The organism is Vibrio sp. 1402, assembly GCF_033340275.1.
In genome coordinates this window covers 350,783-367,713 of sequence record NZ_JAWOWE010000005.1, presented here as the reverse complement: position 1 = coordinate 367,713, position 16,931 = coordinate 350,783, and the positions used below count along the sequence as shown (strand labels likewise).

Annotated in this window: 17 protein-coding genes; 6 read left to right on the top strand and 11 right to left on the bottom strand. The window is 46.7% G+C overall.

Annotated elements, in window-relative coordinates; genetic code table 11:
• The first annotated feature begins 134 nt into the window (after window positions 1-134).
• Window positions 135-704 carry a hypothetical protein gene (locus R7044_RS12650; protein ID WP_033906616.1) on the top strand — a complete coding sequence of 190 codons (570 nt, stop codon included), beginning with the start codon at window positions 135-137 and terminating at the stop codon, window positions 702-704.
• A gap of 245 nt (window positions 705-949) precedes the next feature.
• On the opposite strand, the gene ahpF is transcribed toward R7044_RS12650, so the two are convergent.
• From ahpF to R7044_RS12635, 3 genes are all read right to left on the bottom strand, one after another.
• On the bottom strand, window positions 950-2,518 hold the full coding sequence (gene ahpF / locus R7044_RS12645; RefSeq protein ID WP_015313693.1) for an alkyl hydroperoxide reductase subunit F: 1,569 nt from the start codon (window positions 2,516-2,518) through the stop codon (window positions 950-952).
• Between the two features lie 157 nt (window positions 2,519-2,675).
• A complete protein-coding gene (gene ahpC / locus R7044_RS12640) occupies window positions 2,676-3,233 on the bottom strand; it encodes an alkyl hydroperoxide reductase subunit C (RefSeq protein WP_005395542.1) in 558 nt (185 codons plus the stop codon).
• Between the two features lie 305 nt (window positions 3,234-3,538).
• Window positions 3,539-3,997 (bottom strand): MarR family winged helix-turn-helix transcriptional regulator, encoded by a 459-nt coding sequence (locus R7044_RS12635; protein ID WP_020195556.1) that lies wholly within the window; start codon window positions 3,995-3,997, stop codon window positions 3,539-3,541.
• A 137-nt stretch (window positions 3,998-4,134) separates the two neighbouring features.
• Between R7044_RS12635 and R7044_RS12630 the strand changes: the two genes are divergently transcribed.
• From R7044_RS12630 to R7044_RS12620, 3 genes are all read left to right on the top strand, one after another.
• A complete protein-coding gene (locus R7044_RS12630; RefSeq protein WP_005374640.1) occupies window positions 4,135-4,557 on the top strand; it encodes an organic hydroperoxide resistance protein in 423 nt (140 codons plus the stop codon).
• Between the two features lie 264 nt (window positions 4,558-4,821).
• Window positions 4,822-5,064, top strand: a complete 243-nt coding sequence (locus R7044_RS12625) for a type II toxin-antitoxin system Phd/YefM family antitoxin (RefSeq protein WP_005383516.1) — start codon at window positions 4,822-4,824, stop codon at window positions 5,062-5,064.
• 13 nt (window positions 5,065-5,077) lie between these two features.
• On the top strand, window positions 5,078-5,413 hold the full coding sequence (locus R7044_RS12620) for a type II toxin-antitoxin system RelE/ParE family toxin (protein WP_020195558.1): 336 nt from the start codon (window positions 5,078-5,080) through the stop codon (window positions 5,411-5,413).
• A gap of 53 nt (window positions 5,414-5,466) precedes the next feature.
• On the opposite strand, the gene R7044_RS12615 is transcribed toward R7044_RS12620, so the two are convergent.
• Window positions 5,467-6,564 (bottom strand): YdcF family protein, encoded by a 1,098-nt coding sequence (locus R7044_RS12615; protein ID WP_005374642.1) that lies wholly within the window; start codon window positions 6,562-6,564, stop codon window positions 5,467-5,469.
• A gap of 298 nt (window positions 6,565-6,862) precedes the next feature.
• Window positions 6,863-7,762 (bottom strand): GyrI-like domain-containing protein, encoded by a 900-nt coding sequence (locus R7044_RS12610; RefSeq protein ID WP_225455615.1) that lies wholly within the window; start codon window positions 7,760-7,762, stop codon window positions 6,863-6,865.
• A gap of 184 nt (window positions 7,763-7,946) precedes the next feature.
• Between R7044_RS12610 and R7044_RS12605 the strand changes: the two genes are divergently transcribed.
• Both R7044_RS12605 and R7044_RS12600 read left to right on the top strand, forming a co-directional pair.
• The gene (locus R7044_RS12605; RefSeq protein WP_225455614.1) at window positions 7,947-8,810 is read left to right on the top strand and encodes a helix-turn-helix domain-containing protein; all 864 of its coding nucleotides are present in this window, start codon (window positions 7,947-7,949) and stop codon (window positions 8,808-8,810) included.
• A 91-nt stretch (window positions 8,811-8,901) separates the two neighbouring features.
• On the top strand, window positions 8,902-9,489 hold the full coding sequence (locus tag R7044_RS12600) for a GNAT family N-acetyltransferase (RefSeq protein WP_017820080.1): 588 nt from the start codon (window positions 8,902-8,904) through the stop codon (window positions 9,487-9,489).
• A gap of 111 nt (window positions 9,490-9,600) precedes the next feature.
• On the opposite strand, the gene R7044_RS12595 is transcribed toward R7044_RS12600, so the two are convergent.
• The 6 genes from R7044_RS12595 to R7044_RS12570 all read right to left on the bottom strand — a co-directional run bounded on the left by R7044_RS12595 (window position 9,601) and on the right by R7044_RS12570 (window position 16,853).
• On the bottom strand, window positions 9,601-9,867 hold the full coding sequence (locus tag R7044_RS12595) for a DUF2999 family protein (RefSeq protein WP_004746427.1): 267 nt from the start codon (window positions 9,865-9,867) through the stop codon (window positions 9,601-9,603).
• Between the two features lie 79 nt (window positions 9,868-9,946).
• Entirely contained in the window at window positions 9,947-11,056 is a 1,110-nt protein-coding gene (locus tag R7044_RS12590; protein WP_047102443.1) for a lipocalin-like domain-containing protein, read from the bottom strand.
• A complete protein-coding gene (locus tag R7044_RS12585; protein ID WP_062730887.1) occupies window positions 11,056-13,587 on the bottom strand; it encodes an ABC transporter permease in 2,532 nt (843 codons plus the stop codon). Before R7044_RS12585 ends, R7044_RS12590 begins: the two co-directional genes overlap by 1 nt.
• Window positions 13,574-14,284 carry an ABC transporter ATP-binding protein gene (locus R7044_RS12580; protein WP_047102441.1) on the bottom strand — a complete coding sequence of 237 codons (711 nt, stop codon included), beginning with the start codon at window positions 14,282-14,284 and terminating at the stop codon, window positions 13,574-13,576. Before R7044_RS12580 ends, R7044_RS12585 begins: the two co-directional genes overlap by 14 nt.
• Window positions 14,285-14,510: 226 nt before the next feature.
• Window positions 14,511-14,756: a DUF3297 family protein gene (locus R7044_RS12575; protein ID WP_005374689.1), complete on the bottom strand. Its 246-nt coding sequence runs from the start codon at window positions 14,754-14,756 to the stop codon at window positions 14,511-14,513.
• Between the two features lie 105 nt (window positions 14,757-14,861).
• Entirely contained in the window at window positions 14,862-16,853 is a 1,992-nt protein-coding gene (locus R7044_RS12570; RefSeq protein ID WP_225455613.1) for a U32 family peptidase, read from the bottom strand.
• Between the last annotated feature and the right edge of the window lie 78 nt (window positions 16,854-16,931).

Here is a 16,931-nt window from a genome sequence, read left to right as displayed (position 1 = left end):
CGCCATGTATAAAGGTCAGGCCGCTGACACTGAAGAGTTGGCTCACACAGAAATCATTGAAACCTTGTGCAAGATTGGAAAGATGTTACATGATGGGGACTTCCAGTTAACCGTTTGATTTAAGTAAGCAAAAGATGAAGGTTTTTACACTTAATCATGATGTTGAGAATTTCCCTTTTTTACAAGAAACTCAACTAGAGATTTCTATACAATACTCGGATGGCGATTTGCGGGAGTTATGTGGTGAGCGTGTCGCTGATACTTGGATGATTATTGATTTGGAGTGGGTGAGTGATAACCACATGCTTACAACAAAACCTGATTTTGCAATCTGGCGTGCAGGCGAGTTTGCTTGTTCTGAGTCCGCATATAATCAAATAAACGAAGCTCTTGATTCCAGTTGTGAGTTTTTGCCATTACGCGTCGCTGGCGAGCGTTGGTATGCTATAAACATATTCAAAACTTGCGATGCCATTGATAAGGATCGCACTGTGTTAAATGTAAGAGCTAATGGTAAGCCAAGTCGTGTAAAGCGGTTTAAAAAATTAGTGTTGAGTAGTAAATCAATCAAATCCGGAGGCTTGTTCAGGATTGAAAATAACGGAAGCGGTGTTTACTGCAATGATGAATTAGGTGGTTTGTATGAAATTTACCATCGTTGTCAGCTAAAAGGTCTGATATTTGAAGCAGTAGAAACGAGTTAAAGCCCGCAATGTTTCACCCTAAGTGTATTTCGGCAGCTTTATTTTACTCTGTTATTTCTAGCAATAATTTGTTTTCCCCCCAAAAAAACCAAAAAAGCCAGCATTTAGTACCTGCTGGCAAAGTCTTTGGGCTTCTAGGTTTTTTGATTTTATTTCTTGTTACTCATCGCTGTCACGGTGCCCCGATTGGTTTTCAGGGGAAGAAAACACTGCACCGTGCGCTTTGTGTTCAAGAAATTTGGAGATTAACCTTGCTTACGGATTAGGTAGTCAAACGCGCCTAAGCTTGCTTTTGCACCTTCACCCATCGCAATGATGATCTGTTTGTAAGGAACCGTCGTTGCGTCACCCGCTGCGAAGACACCTTCCAGGCTGGTTTCACCACGGCTACCAACTTCAATTTCGCCGCGCTCAGAAAGCGCTACTTCTGAATCTTTTAACCATTCTGTGTTTGGTACTAGACCGATTTGGACAAAGATACCTGACAGTTCAATCTCTTTGATTTCATCTGTGTTACGGTCTTTGTACTTCAAGCTTGTTACGCGAGTACCGTCGCCCACTACTTCTGTGGTTTGCGCCATCGTGATGATGTCGATGTTTGGTAGAGAGTTCGCTTTGTCGATAAGCACTTGGTCTGCGCGAAGTACGTCTGCAAATTCAAGAACGGTTACGTGCTCAACAATACCTGCTAGGTCGATAGCCGCTTCGATGCCTGAGTTACCACCACCGATAACCGCAGTTTTCTTGCCTTTGAATAGCGGGCCGTCACAGTGTGGGCAGTACGCGACGCCTTTGTTGCGGTACTCTTGCTCACCCGGAACGTTCATTTCACGCCAGCGAGCTCCAGGGCTTAGGATGACACTCTTACTTTTCAGCGTTGCGCCGCTTTCAAGTTGGATATGAATCAAGCCATCATCTGTGTGTGCTGCGCCCATCAGTTTTTGCGCTTGTTGCTCAGTCACGACGTCTACGTCGTATTCTTTTAGGTGCTCTGCTAGGTCAGTCGCCAGTTTTGGACCTTCAGTACGTTTTACCGAGATAAAGTTCTCGATTGCCATGGTGTCCATCACCTGACCACCGAAGCGTTTAGCGACAACACCAGTGCGAATACCTTTACGCGCTGCGTATAGTGCTGCTGCACTACCACCAGGGCCACCGCCGACAACTAGCACGTCGTATGGGTCTTTTTCGTTCAGTGCTTTGGCGGCTTTCTCGCTCGCACCGTCATCCACTTTGTTTAGGATTTCAGTCAGAGACATACGGCCTTGACCGAATAGCTCTCCGTTTACGAATACGCTTGGTACTGCCATGATGTCACGTTGTTTCACTTCATCTTGGAAGAGTGCACCGTCGATCATGGTTGCTTTCACTTTCGGGTTGATCGCCGCCATCATGTTGAACGCTTGAACCACGTCTGGACAGTTTTGGCACGACAGTGAAATGAACACTTCAACTTCCAACTCTTTATCTAGCGCTGCGATTTGTTCAATCACTTCCGGCTCTAGTTTGATTGGGTGACCACCAGAGTGCAGCAATGCCAATACCAGAGAGGTAAATTCGTGACCCATTGGTAAGCCAGCAAAGCGAAGTGCTGTGCCTTTTACTGGGTTGGTCACCGTCATCACTGGTTTACGTGCGCTTGCGTTGTCGTCACGTTCAACGGTGATAAAGTCGCTCATCTCTGCGATTTGGTTCGCCAGAGACAGAATGTCATTCGATGCTTTGCTTTCATCTAGACTAACCACTAGACGAACGTCTTCTTTTACATTAGCCAGATATTGTTTGAGTTGTTGTTGGATCGCTTGGTCTAACATAGTTGTTGTTACCTTAAATAAACAAAAGAGTGGTTACTCTGGATAAAATCAGTAGGGAGAGAGCAAACCAGGCAGAAGGTCGTCAAGGTATCTAACCTGGAATGCTCTCTAAGTTAAGCGTCAATTAGCATGTCAAATTGAGCTTAAATTCAGTGGCTTAGATTTTGCCTACTAGGTCTAGAGAAGGAGCTAGCGTCTCTTCGCCTTCTTTCCATTTTGCTGGGCAAACTTCGCCTGGGTGTGCTGCTACGTACTGAGCTGCTTTCACTTTGCGTAGTAGGTCTTCTGCGTCACGACCGATACCTTCAGCAGTGATTTCCATTGCTTGGATAGTACCTTCTGGGTCGATTAGGAACGTTGCACGGTCTGCAAGGCCTTGACCTTCACGCATCACACCGAAGTTGTTTGTGATGTTGCCTGTTTGGTCGCCAAGCATGTAGTACTGGATCTTGCCGATTGTTTCTGAGCTATCGTGCCAAGCTTTGTGAGTGAAGTGTGTGTCTGTTGATACTGAGTACACTTCAACGCCGCGTTTTTGTAGCTCTTCGTAGTGGTCTGCTAGGTCACCTAGTTCTGTCGGACATACGAATGTGAAGTCTGCTGGGTAGAAGAAGAATACAGCCCATTTGCCTAGAACATCTTGTTCTGTTACTTCAACGAATTCGCCGTTTTTGTATGCTGTAGCTGCAAATGGTTTGATCTTTGTATTAATCATTTTTTACTTTCCTCAGAATGTTTTAGGGTGAGCAGTTCTTGCTTTCGGAAAGTATATTCGCATCGGATTGTGTTTAAGGAAAATTGCTTGTAACTATCCTATTGATAGCCATTTCCTATTTCACTTGATAGGGAAATCCGATGTAAGTGAGTTTGCTTTGATAGGTTTTATTGAAGATGAAGGCAGATTAGCAATAGAGAATACCGATGATGACCTTAAGTGGATCGTCTGGCTAAGATCGAAAGAGCCTGCATCTCGGCAGGCTCTTTCTAATAGGAAGTGGGGAAGCGGATGCTTCTATTTTGTTAGCTCAGATTGTCGAGCACTTTGCCACACAACTTCTTCAGCATGATCATTTCATCTAGCTCTAAGGTGATTTTACACATCATGGCGTTTGGCACTGACTTGGCTTGTTCTTTGAGGACACGACCTTGTTCTGTTAGGTTTAGTACGCGAACGCGTTCATCGGTTTCACTTCGGCCGCGTTCCACATAGCCTTTTGCTTCTAAGCGTTTAAGCAGAGGTGTGAGTGTGCCTGAGTCCAAATGCAGTTGTGACCCCAATTCTTTCACGCTGGCACCGTCTTTCTCCCACAGCACCATCATCACTAAGTACTGCGAATAAGTCAGACCAAGCTCATCCAACAACGGGCGGTACGCTCGGATCACTGCATTTGCTGCGCTGTAGAGCGGGAAGCAAACTTGGTTTTCGAGTAAGAGTTTATCGTCGTTGGTCATGGTGTTGTCGGTGTAACACTGGCTCATTGGCGTTGCCTACCTGCTCATAGAGAAAGAGAGTCATAAAATAAATTGTGCACAATATAGTTGCGAACGATCTTTACTTCGATATAAGATTGCAAGCAATTAAATTGTGCACAACTTAAATTAAGAAGGACACTCGCATGACTACTCTATACAAAACTCAAGCTACTGCTTTGGCTGGTCGTAATGGTCAAGTAAAAACAGATGACGGTCTTCTCGATCTAGAGCTGTCATACCCGAAGGAAATGGGTGGCACAGGCGCAGCAACTAACCCAGAACAGCTTTTTGCAGCGGGCTATTCAGCGTGTTTTTCTAACGCGATTCTTCACGTAGCGCGTGAAGGTAAAGTAAACCTGAAAAGCGCACCCGTAACCGCGGAAGTAGGCATCGGTCCTAACGATAACGGTGGCTTTGCACTAACAGTGAGCCTAGCGGTAGAGCTAGACATGCCACAAGAACAAGCGCTAGAGCTAACGCGCATTGCACACCAAGTTTGCCCATATTCAAACGCAGTTCGTGGCAACATTGATGTGGCAGTAACGGTAAACGGCGAAGCAATTTAAGCGGTTCTTATCACTGCACAAAGACAAGAAAGCCTGCAAATACGCAGGCTTTTTCTATATTTGAAGTAGAAGTCTAAATTTAAACTTAATTTGGTTTGTTCGAAATGCACAGGTATAGTTGGCAAGATTAGGTCAAAATCTAAACGAAAAATAGAATGTGATTAGCACTTTCTATTGATTCAAATATTTCGGTCAAACCTGCAGTATAGCTCGGCTGGGTTCGCTTGTTGTTACACCAGCGAGGTTGCCGATAGGAGTCATGTGATGAGCACTGAAACGGTAAGTTATTTAAAAAAGAATGCTGCGAAGCTTGAACTGGATGAACCAATGACGATTACGCAAAATGGTAAGCCTATTTATGTCGTTGAGTCTTATGAAGAACGTCAGAAGCGTGATGAAGCCATTGCTTTAATGAAGTTTGTTAGCTTTGCTCAAAATGATGTTGCGAATGAACGTGTAAAGTCATCAGAAGATATGAAGAGCACGTTAGCAGCACTCAAAGATTGAGTTTGATACGAGCATGGAAGCAAAAGTTCTCTATACACAAACCTTTGAAAATACGGCTATTCAGAGTATTAACTATTTATCGAACTGGAGCGCTCGCAACGATGTGATTGATAGATTAATTGCGGTTCAGCAGAGGTTTGAACACAACGTTTTGAATAACCCGTCTATCTATCCCCCTTGTTATGAACTGACAACAATCGGTGTTTACGACATCCGGCAATTTAGCTTTGATGGATTCAAGCTGCTTTACCGAATTGGTGACAAAAATACTATCTATGCTCTAGTGATTCTGAGTGATAAACAAAACCTACAAAACGCATTGATTGACCATTGCATCATGTTCAAATGATTCTATGAGAGACCGCATTAACGCGGTCTCTTTTGCTTTCTGGCTCTAGTGTATTAACGCGACTCTAGCGGGTAAGAGCGGTAGCTCCACATGCCGTAAGTACGCAGAGCATCGCGGTAGATACCAAGCAGTTCGCCATCGCTGGCTTTGGCTAAGTCTTTAAGTGGTTTGTCTGGGTAGCTCACTGTGTCAAAAGTGATGTCTTGCGGGCCAGTTTGCCAGCTTGCGATTTCAAACAAGGTTTGACCACGGCGCACATGGCTCGCTGAGCTTATGATGGTTGCGTGCTTGATGTTATGACGCGCCAATGCGTAGCTGCTGAATAGGGCGTTACCTACCGTGCTGGTGGCGTAGTTTTCTTCAATGATGCGATCTTTGCTGATGCCTTTTTCAATCAGCCAATCCGCCATTAACTTGCCTTCGGTTTTGTGGTTCTTCGGTACACCACCCGTCAATACGATCAACGCGTCTGGGTTTGCTTTTGCCATGGCTAGCGTGGTTTCCAAACGCTCAACCAAGATTTGATGCATTGAACCATCTGGGTTCAGTGCGTATCCCAATGTGACGATTGCGCCTTTGTCATCCAGTTTGCCTTTGTCGGCTTTCTCTTTCAGTGGCGTGGCAAGTACGCGGTCTACGGTGTCGAAGATGCGTTGGATGTCTGCGGCTTTACCTGCATTGAGCTTAGTGAGCGTAGCCATGTGTTTCGCTGATTCCGCTTGGTTGCCCTCAAAGCGTTGCCACACTGCTAAGTAGGCGTGCAAATCCACATCGTCTGGCGCAACAGAAAGGGCTTGTTCAAACAGTTCAATCGCGCGGTCTGCATTCTTGTTGTAGATCTGCGCGTTTGCTGCAGAAATCAGTAGGTCAGTACGGTACGGCTCGAGTTTGTATGCTTCTAGTAAGCGGTCGGTAACAATCTCCATGTTGCTCGGCATTTTGGCGGTAAAACCCGCATGCGAAATACGCGCAGGGGATTTGAATGCTTGTACCGCGTCATTCAGCAGTTGGTCGACAACCTGACGTTTGGTGACGATCTGTGAGTAGTCGGCGGAAGATTGAACGGCAGCATCGTTAGCCGCGATAGAGTATGGGGCAGCAGTCAGCGCAATTACGCTACCAAGAGCAATAGCAAGTAAGTTCTTCTTCATGGAATGTCCTAGAGGTGCTGTAGTACCTAGTTTTTATTGTGCTTAGTGTTGTAGGTCGAACGGGGTCGATGGAATTTTTTCAGTCTAGGTTCGCTTCATGAATAATCTGTGAAATGAATCCCAACTCAGCCGAGCGAATGAACGCGCGTGGTCAAAACGCGAAGTAGGATCACGAAAATACTGAGGTATTCGTTTGTGTTCTAAGTCATTGGATTAAAAGATAAACAGCGTTTGGAAGAACGGATTTAAGCAACCAGAGTAAGAAATGAAAAAGCCTGCAACGATGCAGGCTTTTGGTTTATTTGATGGCAGTGCAGAAGCTAACGTCTGCATGGTGCGTTTGTGGGTCGAAGCTGTGGTAAAGCTCAAAGCAAGGACGGTCGTCGTTCTCAATACCGGATTCAATCACTTTGCTCATGACATCATCCCACGCTTTTGAGTATTGGCTCGGGTCAGTAATGTGCTGGCGCATCACGGCATATTGACCGCCGGGGAAGTCTTGCAGCTCAATGCCTTTCGGAACTTCGGTATCTTCTGGCACCATCAAGCAGATATCAGTACGGCACTTCTCGTCTGGCGTGATTTCTGGGTTGTCATGGTAGATGAAGATGCAGGTATTGCCTGCCAAACCTTTCATTCCTGCCCATTGATACAAGCGACCTGATGGCTCCTCATAGCCTTGGCCGTAAGGGCCGTTTACGCGAATGTAAGCCAGTTTTGCTTTTTCAAAGTTTTGCGTTTCCATTGTCATGCTCCATTTGGTGAGTTCAGAGCCAGTATATGAATCGCTTGGTGTTACTACGTTTCCATTCTTGCGCAACGTGTGTCCAATCTTGCTGTTTCGTGCTAATTCAGAAAACTGCTGGTAGTTTTCGCAGTCACGAAAGGCCGTCGGTGTAACGCCATAATGTTGTTTGAAGGCTTTGGCTAAGCTCTGTGAGCTAGAAAATCCGTACTCTAGGGCAATGTTCAATACCGGTTGCTTGGATTTGAATAAGTCATCGGCGGCGGCTTCTAGACGCAAACGTCGAATGAAATCGGCTAATGTCTCGCCTTGCACGGCTTTGAAGGTGCGATGAAAGTGATAAGGGGAAAGGTTCGCCAGCGCGGCCACTTCTGGCAGGTTGAGTGGTTCATTAAAGTGTTGTTCTAAATAACGAATCACAGGAACCAGTCGTTGGTGGTAGTCGACGCGCATCGGGGGATTTCCTTGTTCTGTTCAGCTTGTTTTCTCTGCTCAAAGCCTACCGCAATCCAACAAGCTTGCAAGGGAACTGGGTGAGAAATGCGTGGCGAGATGAGCGTCAATCAGTCACACTCAACGAACAGGTGTTTAAGCAAAAATGTTGCGCTTATTATCTTAACTAACCGCTAGGACAATCATGATAGCTTGGAAGCAGTCTCTGCCAGAGTACGAATGGCTCATTCATCAAATTTGGTACTTGGAAGTGCCAGAGGGTGAAGTCATTGACCCCAAGCCGCACCTTATTCCAAACCCGCGTGCTCATTTACTCTTTACGCCACCAGAGCAAGGCTACAGCTACGACACGGGAGACACAAAGCTTGCTGGCAAAGGCTGTCACTTATTAACGGCTAACGAACACTTGCTGTTGTTGGAAGATAGGGCGCCCATCAAGCGTATCGGCATCACTTTTCGCCCAGAGGGTTTGTATGCCATTGAGTCACGGTTTAGTGATGTATCCCAAGTAGCTGCAATTAACCAATGCGAATGGTTTGATTGGCTTAACGCGGCGTTTGATGAGCGCTTTCAACAAGGCTTATGGCAGTTAGAGTTGCAAGGTTCATCGCAATGTTTGCTGAACTACATCAAACAACATTTAGATGCGTTAGATATCGAACCTTGCCGTACCAAACCGTTTTTGGCGTCACAAAAAGCGGTATCCGTGATGGACGCTCAAGCGCTACGTTCACCTGAGTTAGCGATGGATATTGATGAGATAGCCAAACAGTGCGCCTGTTCTCGCAGAACGCTTGAGCGCAGTTTCAAACAAGTGGTGGGGTTGAGCGTTAAGCAGTATCAACAAATGGCGCGTCTGGAGCAGATGATTTTGACTCTCTACAAGCAACAAGAAGCGATTGATTGGGCGAGTTTCTCACAACAATTTGGTTTCAGTGACCAATCGCATTTGATTCGTACCCTCAAACATCAGCTAAGAAAAACACCGAGCAAATACCTGAAAAAACGTGACTTAACCATCGATATCTATGGCGATTTTGAGTCGTAATACATTGCTAATCAGCCCGAAAGTTGTCGCAAAAATCCAATTTTTCTCTTATCCGCTGGGCTACTATTTTCAGCAGATAACGAGGTAACACATGTCATATCAAAAACTAAAACAAGGCGAAGCCATTCCATTTAATGAATCGTTGACTATCCAACTGATTCAAGGCTCTGATCTACAAGATATTATCGAGATGCTGAACGACGATAAGGTCAATCAGTATCTGTTCTTCGCACCTGCTGATAACAACCTGTATGAAGGCTTCTTTGGCCCTATTATTGAAAATACGGCACAAGCGATTAAAGACGGTGTTTGGTCAGATAGCCCAACGTTCGTGATTCGTGACCAGCAAGGTCAGTACATGGGAATGTGTGCGGTGACCGCAGTGATGTTCTTAACTGGCAACTACGAAGTGGGTTATCAGTTACCTACTTGCGCATGGGGCAAAGGCGTCGCGACTCGCGCTTGCCAAATGATGACCGAGATTGGATTTACTGAGTTAAACGCCCATAAAGTCAGTGCCGATTGCTACGCTTCTAATGCTGGTTCTTACAAGACGTTAGAGAAAAATGGTTTTACTCAAGAAGGCCGTCAGAAAGACTACTATAAACTAGAGCAAGGCTTTGACGACAAGCTCTACTACGGTATGACCGCAGAGCAATTCGCGTCTTTAAATCGCTAATAATTAGCCGACAAAAAAGTAGCTAACAACAACGTAGCGAACAAAAAAGGCCGTTAACCCACATGCTCGGGTTAACGGCCTTTTCTATATTCAGCGCTAAATGGCTAAGACTTAGTTGCCTTGGTTTTGGCTTTGAAGCTTCTCTTTTGCTTCTTCAACCTTTGAGAAATCCAATCCCAACTCGTCTACGGCTTCTTTGATTAGCGCAGGGTTTTGCATCACTTGCGCCATCAGCATTTGTAGCTTGTCTTGTGGCAAACCTAGTTGGCTGATTGTTGCCATTGCCGCTAGAGGGTTTTGCGTCAGAGTCTGAAAAATCTCGTTGATTTGCTCATCGCTGATGTTGTTCTCTTTCAGCAAGGCGATAATTGGGTTCATCATATTTCCTTTCAATCAGTGTATGACTTGGTTGCCAGTATTTGTTCTAGTAGAATAATTGGGGCTCCCGCGCAATATTTCAATACCCTGTTAGCTCCATGTAACCAGTCCCGGAATGAGAGCCATCAATACGCACTGGACCTTCCCAATAAGGCACAGAAAGTGGCATTTTCGCATTCGGGTTGAGTGCAGAAACCATAAGTTCGATTTGCTGGTTAGGAATCGACACTTGCCACTCGGTTGGATACTTTCGCCCTTGGATTTCGGTTTGCTTGGTTGCCTCTAACTGAATGTCTTTTTGTGGGATAGCAAGGCCGGAACCATCTTGCTGCATCAGCCTTGCGCTGGAGTAGCTGGCTGCTCCAGTTTTGGAATCACGCAATTGGAACACCACCAAGCTGGTTTCGCCACTCAATCTTAAGGCAAACCAGTCCCAGCCTTGTTGTGAGTCGAGTAAGAATTGCGAGCTCCACTCTCGGTCTATCCAGCCTTTGCCGGATACTTGATGGGTTTTGCCGTCGATCGTGACTTCACCGGAGACATCAATAAACGGTTGGCTGTAGTAATACGAAGCCACCTGACCATCGGCGCTTTTGGTGCTGTACCCTTGCTCGCCTTGCTTTTGATAAGGTGCGCTGCTGGTAAGGGTCAGCGCATAGCCAAACTGTTCGGAGTTCGCCTTCAATGTTGCAGGGAAGAGGTCGTTGGTTGAAGAGGTCCACTGCCAATCATCGAGATAAACTCGAAATGGTGAAGTGTCGACGCCAGCGAGGGATGTTTGATCGCGCGACCATTTTTCATCGGCGTAGTGTTTGTCCGCGGTCGTGACTGCGCTGTGCGCCATGTAGATTTGTTGAGCTTGCCACTCGGTTTTCTTCACGTCATCTTCGTCCTTTGGCGGCGCAGCAGCAAAGCGAAATTGTGTCCACTGGACGCCAAGTGGGTTGCCGTTTGCATCGATTAAGTTAGCGGTTAAGTACCACCATTCATGACGAAAATCCGGGTGTGCTTGATGATCGGTAGGAAAGGTGAGTTCAACCCCTTTTTCTACGGGTGTGAATAGGTTGCTCTCGCTTTGCATATCTCCACTGCCCAGCAAAGTGCCCATATTTTGTTGTTGGGGATCTTCACAACCGAACAGGAACAGACTGCTCATGAATAGAGTAAGTGTGCTTGCTAATCGAACCATCACAACACCTCGCTTTGCAAACTGGATACGACAGGCTTGCTGACCAATCGCCACAGCGGAATCAAGGTTGCAATCACCGCCACCAAGATGGTGATCGCCGCAATACTGAGGGCGTCACTCCAATTCCACAGATAATTTAAGCTCCAACCAAAAGCGCGTAAGGTGACGATGTCTGTCAGCACATAACCCACCATGGCTCCGAGGGGCAGGGCGACAACCAGAGTAAAACTGACTAAAGCGACGATCTGCCCGACCACCATGGTCATTAATTTACGACGGCTGACGCCAAGTGCATACAGCCTTGCAATGGCGGCTTTGCGCGCGTCGAGCAACATAAAACAAGCACTGAACAAACCAATCACCGCGACCATCAACGTCACGCCGTTGAGTGCGCGTGTAATGGCGAAGGTCTGCGAGAAAATATCCAACGCGATGGATTTGATTTGCGCCTGGTCGTAGAGTTGACTCGGATGCAGATTCAATTGCTCGCGCAGTTGCTCGTAGACGATTTGTGGGTCCCCTGAGACTTTAATGCCAAGGCTTGTTGGCAGGTCGGTAAAGCCACTCTCTTGCCATAACTTTGGTGCTAATAAGACTTCACCGTTAGGTGAGCCGTAATCATGGAATACCGCACCCACAAGGAGGTTCTTATTTGGAACGGCATCAAGCGTGAGCTCGCTACCCAGAGATAAACCCAGTTTGACCGCGGTTGGTTCACTGATAGCGACCAACTCACCTTGGTAAAAGCGTGACCAGAAGTTCTCCAAACGCGATTTGAACACCATTGTTTGCTCTAAGGTGTCTTTGTCTTTGGTGCCAAGCAAAATCGGTAAGCCTTGCAGGTTATCGTCGACGTAGTATTGCTTGTAGACGGTCTCAACATTGTCAAACTGTCCTAATGCGCGCTCTACATCTGCGATTTCCCCTTGCGCAGGGCTGACGTAAATATCGGCGTGTAACCTTTGTTCTAACCACTGCTTTAGGGTGGATTCAAAGCTACCAACTAGCTTGTTCATCCCCATATTGGCAGTAACGGCGAGTAGCAGTGCCATCATGGCGAGAGAAAGCGGAGAAATCAGCTCACGCAGCTCAGCAAACAGATACTGCATCAAACCGGAATTGGTGCGCTTCTCACACCAATTGGCTAAGACGCTGAGTGTTTTGGGTAGGTACAAAGGAATCGACACTACAAGCACGCCGAGCCACGCCATGGTGAAGCGGTGATGCTCACTCAGCCATAACCCTGCGAGTGCGAGAGTCGTCAACGCAGCACCTATCACGAACAATTGGTTTTCGTTAGAGGCTTCAGGCGCTTGATAAAACCCGCCATGAGAGGAAAGCGGTTGGCGCACTCGCTGTTTAAAGTGCTGCCAACACGCCAACAGGGTTGCGGTTAACGTGAGCAGCAGCGCTTGCGCCCACCATTGCCACTGCCAAGTTCCGGGCAGAAGTGTCGCGCCATAAAGTTGTTCTAGAGTCAGTGCCACGGTCGGATGTAGCCAATGGCTAAGCTGCATGCCCAATACAAAACCGAGGGAAGCGCCGATGGTAACGAGAACAGTGAGTTCAACTAACAGCGCAGAGAGCACAATGCTCGGCGCAACGCCCGCCTGTTGAATCTGCACTAACAGCCGATTGCGTTTAAGCAAGCTGTACTTAACGCCGTTGTAAGCAATGAACAGCCCGACTAAAAACGCGAGTAAGCTCATTGCGGTGAGATTGAGGTGAAAGCTGTCGGTCAGTGAGCCAAGGTCTGTGCTTTGATTATTGGAAATCCATTGTCCTTGCTCGCCAATGATGCTTTGCCAATTTGCTTGCGTGTCTTTATTCCCTTTATCACCCGAATGGAAAACCGCAATGTAACTGAGCTGCCCTTTTTTATTGAGCAGTTGCTGGGCAAAGCCAATGTCCATCAACATTCGGCTACCTAACTGCCATTCGTCAGGCAACACCACCACTTGGGTTGGAATGTCGTCCAGAGTTAGGGTTTCTACCTCTCCTAAGTTTTGATGTTGAGATTGGCTCATCATCACGATTGGCTTGCCAGCTAAAAGCTCAGGTAGAGGCAAAGCACTGTCGAACAAAGACACGTTCTGTTGGTTATCTGATGACTTTTGCTTGTTATCCGTTGAGTAGCGCGAACGTGAAGAGATGGCAGCAATTAACTCGCTACCTTGTACTGACCAACGACGACCTTGTTCGTCTCTCACTCGCCCTTCGATTACAGGTAGTGCTGCACTGAGCCCGTTTTGTCTAAGGGTGAAATAAAGAGACTCGGGCAGATAGTTTTGCCCTGCTGGTGGAATAATTAAGTTCTGAGCTTGTGCGCTAAGCTGCTCGGTAGATTCCGCATAACTTCGTTTGGCATTGAGGTTGATGGCTTGCACCGCAACAAATAAGGTCACAGCCAACACGATACCGATCAGAATCGCGGCGGCTTGCAGTGGTGCTTGTCGATAATGTGCCGCAAACAGATCCAGGGCGAGTCGAGTATGCGTGAATCTGGTGGTTGATAGCTTAGCTTGCTTCATGGCGAAGCTCATGTTTGTTTACTTGATGACTGTTCTGTAGCTGACTGTTATCCAATCGCAGCCGTGCTTTCATAAATTCAGCGCATTCATGGCTGTGTGTTACCAATAGCACCGCCGTATTGCCCTGGGTGGTGATTTCACTGAGCAGTTTCATCACTTCCAAGCCTGCTTTTTGGTCGAGGTTACCTGTGGGTTCATCAGCAAGTAGCAGTTTAGGTTTGTGTGCTAAAGCACGTGCGATAGCGACTCGTTGCTGTTGACCGCCGGAAAGGGCTGAAACATGCCTGTCGAGCAGTTGGCTGATGCCTAGAGTCTCGACCAAATAATCGCACCAGTCGTTCCATTTTTGTTGATTCAAATGCAGAGGGAAGGCGATGTTTTGCTGCACGTTGAGCGGCGTTAATAGATTGAATTGCTGGAAGATAACACCGAGTTTTTGGTGTCGAAATCGGCTCCATTGCGGGTCTTTCCAAGCCGCCGTGTTATCACCATCTAACCACAACTCACCTTCGGAAAGTGGCTCAAAGCCAGCGATGACATTGAGTAAGGTACTTTTGCCGCTGCCACTTGCGCCCGTCAACGCAACACTCGCTCCTGTGTTCAACGTAAAGTCGACGCCTTCCAACACGCGATGTGTCTCTTTACCATCAACAAAGCTTTTGCTGGCGTGTTTGAGTGTGACAAGTGGGCTTTCCATTTCCTCTCCCTGTATTAAAAAGGTGTCGTTTCTTTTGGCAATCGCTATTGCAGTTCGTTCTTTAGAAACTTTAGACAACAATCAGATAAAAATAGCGATTTACATCGATTTCTTAATAACTTGTACTGAAAAGAAGAGGGAAGAGATTAAATGAGGAAGGGATATGACAGGCATTAAAAAAGCCCGAGTCAAACTCGAGCTTTCAAAGATATTCAGCGTGGTCAGCTTACACGTAGTACGCTTCAACTTCGCCTTTAAGCTTGATTAGCATTGGGTTACCGAAACGGTCTTTTGCTTTAGGAGAAGCAATTTTTACCCAACCTTCGCTGATGCAGTATTCTTCTACGTCAGTACGTTCTTGACCGTTGATACGAATACCGATTTGGTGCTCGAAGCATTCTTTGATGAAGAATGGGCTACGTGGGTTACCTGCTAGGCGATCTGGTAGAGCTGGTTTAGCTGTGTCTGTCATTTTGTGTGACCTAAATTCCGTAAAAAGTGCGCTATTGTAGTCAGTGCACTGTGTGTGTTCAAGATATGTTGAGAGTCGATGCGTTGTTTAACTTTCAAGTAACTCCTACAACCCCTTTAAATACTGCGCGTTGGCTGTTGGTTGAATCATGGCATTCAGCGTTTGGACGGTTTGTTCGCTGTGTTCTTCAAGTAGAGCTAAGAACGCGTCAATCAACTCAGGTTTGCTTGCTGAGACTTTCGTTTCGGTTTGGATATCACGCAGATCGATCAACACATCGGTAAACAATTGCGGCAGATCGTGCAGCACTTGCAGGTTCAATACGTTGTGCTCGCTGTAGATTGAATTGTGGCTGCCTTTCTGTTTTTGCACCACGTAAGGATTGTCTTTTAAGTTGATGATAGACGTGCGTTTATCACAGTGTTTCAAACAACCTTTGTTGACCTTCACCTTACGGCATCCTTCGGTTTGTTGGAACAAACATTGGCGGCTCGTGAGTAGGGTATTTGGATGATAAATGCTGTAGAAGCTGCGCATGTTTTTCGGACGCTTTATGTGACGCATCTGCTTCATATTCAGCTCGTTAGAAACAAACGCGCCACTTGCCGCGAACTCGTCTTGAAGGCATTTAAACGCGTATGAGTTCACCGTGTTCATTTGTGGGCCTGCCACCCAGCCTAAGCCGAGTTCTTTTGCGATCATGCCGACGCCTGAGTTGTTGGTGATCAACAATTCAGGTTGGATGGTTTCCAAAAATACACGAACTGCTTGGTAGTCTTCGCCAATCAAAATGGCAGGGAACCAAGGTTTGAGCATTGGGTTGGCTTGGAACAACTCAATCATCGCGCTCAGTTCACCAGACAATCCCATTGGCAATTGATAGTAAACATCAATGTCTTGGTATTCGCACAGCATGGCTTCTTGTGCTGACGAGATCAGAACCGATAATTTTGGCGCACCTTGGCGAGGTTCTGGTTGAGGTAACGCTGGCAGAGTTGGCACATCAATCGACCCTTTCAAGCTGCTGCCGGATACTTGTGTTGAAGTGATATCGAACGACTTGGTTTGCTCTGCCACTTTCTCAATGATCGCGGTTTTGTCGTCGTAGAGTTTCTTTTTCACCGCTTGCACATCATCAGCAGACTGGCATTGATAAACCTTCGAAAAATGCTTTACAGCGTGGTCGCGCGGGTTGTCGATGTACATCGCCTTGCCGAAATCACCTTGCAAAAATGCGTTGGAGAAATCGCGGTTGAATACCGTGTATAACTCGGTGGTGTCTTCAGCGAGTTCCAAACCCTCGCACAAGCGATCGATTTGCTGACGCCAATTATCGACCACGGTATAGACGTAGTGTGATTTCTTGATTCGTCCTTCCACTTTTAATGAATACACGCCAGCATCGGCAAGCGCTTTCAAGTCCCCAAAGGCGGAGTTGTCTTTCATATTGAGTGGGTAGTTGTTGCCCGTTTTGGTCGTTTCGTACTGTTCGCGACAAGGTTGGCTGCAGCGTCCACGGTTACCTGATGCACCATTGCGAGCGGAACTGATATAGCAAATTCCGGAGAATCCGATGCAGTATGAGCCGTGGACAAACACTTCCATCATTACGTTGTGCTCGCGACCAAATTGCGCCAGATGTTTTATTTCATCGATGTTAAGTTCGCGAGATAAGTTTACTCGGCTTGCGGTGAGCTGGTTGAGAAAGAGGATCTGGCCTTCGTTATGCGTGTTTAGTTGCGTTGAAGCGTGCACATCCAAATCGGGAAAGTGATGTTTGAGAATGTAGGCCAGACCGAGATCTTGCACGATCACGCCGTCGATTTTGGTGGTGTTCAGTTGGCTGAGTAAGCGAACAATCGCTGGAATTTCACTTTCTAAAATCAGCACATTCAACGTTAGGAAAATCTTACAGCTGTGCTGATGGGCCAACGTTAACACGCCATTTAAGTTATCTAAGGTGAGGTTGGTCGCTCGGTTACGAGCATTGAAGCGGTCGAGCCCACAGTAAATTGCATCGGCGCCAGCGGCAATGGCGGCTTTGATGGAATCTAAATCACCACCGGGTGCTAATAACTCAAATTGATCGCGTGTCACTATTTTTCTCTTTCTTACTAAAATAGGCTGCAAATGTTACGTATTTCACGCTTTTGATGCTCAGCTAGTTAACGCTTT

What these genes read in the sequence shown, in the direction of transcription:
- R7044_RS12650 (WP_033906616.1), top strand. Translation starts at nt 135, where the DNA reads ATGAAGGTTTTTACACTTAATCATGATGTTGAGAATTTCCCTTTTTTA.
- R7044_RS12575 (WP_005374689.1), bottom strand. Translation starts at nt 14,756, where the DNA reads ATGACAGACACAGCTAAACCAGCTCTACCAGATCGCCTAGCAGGTAAC.
- R7044_RS12620 (WP_020195558.1), top strand. Translation starts at nt 5,078, where the DNA reads ATGGAAGCAAAAGTTCTCTATACACAAACCTTTGAAAATACGGCTATT.
- R7044_RS12605 (WP_225455614.1), top strand. Translation starts at nt 7,947, where the DNA reads ATGATAGCTTGGAAGCAGTCTCTGCCAGAGTACGAATGGCTCATTCAT.
- R7044_RS12610 (WP_225455615.1), bottom strand. Translation starts at nt 7,762, where the DNA reads ATGCGCGTCGACTACCACCAACGACTGGTTCCTGTGATTCGTTATTTA.
- R7044_RS12635 (WP_020195556.1), bottom strand. Translation starts at nt 3,997, where the DNA reads ATGAGCCAGTGTTACACCGACAACACCATGACCAACGACGATAAACTC.
- R7044_RS12615 (WP_005374642.1), bottom strand. Translation starts at nt 6,564, where the DNA reads ATGAAGAAGAACTTACTTGCTATTGCTCTTGGTAGCGTAATTGCGCTG.
- R7044_RS12595 (WP_004746427.1), bottom strand. Translation starts at nt 9,867, where the DNA reads ATGAACCCAATTATCGCCTTGCTGAAAGAGAACAACATCAGCGATGAG.
- R7044_RS12630 (WP_005374640.1), top strand. Translation starts at nt 4,135, where the DNA reads ATGACTACTCTATACAAAACTCAAGCTACTGCTTTGGCTGGTCGTAAT.
- R7044_RS12625 (WP_005383516.1), top strand. Translation starts at nt 4,822, where the DNA reads ATGAGCACTGAAACGGTAAGTTATTTAAAAAAGAATGCTGCGAAGCTT.
- R7044_RS12580 (WP_047102441.1), bottom strand. Translation starts at nt 14,284, where the DNA reads ATGGAAAGCCCACTTGTCACACTCAAACACGCCAGCAAAAGCTTTGTT.
- R7044_RS12590 (WP_047102443.1), bottom strand. Translation starts at nt 11,056, where the DNA reads ATGGTTCGATTAGCAAGCACACTTACTCTATTCATGAGCAGTCTGTTC.
- R7044_RS12585 (WP_062730887.1), bottom strand. Translation starts at nt 13,587, where the DNA reads ATGAAGCAAGCTAAGCTATCAACCACCAGATTCACGCATACTCGACTC.
- ahpF (WP_015313693.1), bottom strand. Translation starts at nt 2,518, where the DNA reads ATGTTAGACCAAGCGATCCAACAACAACTCAAACAATATCTGGCTAAT.
- ahpC (WP_005395542.1), bottom strand. Translation starts at nt 3,233, where the DNA reads ATGATTAATACAAAGATCAAACCATTTGCAGCTACAGCATACAAAAAC.
- R7044_RS12600 (WP_017820080.1), top strand. Translation starts at nt 8,902, where the DNA reads ATGTCATATCAAAAACTAAAACAAGGCGAAGCCATTCCATTTAATGAA.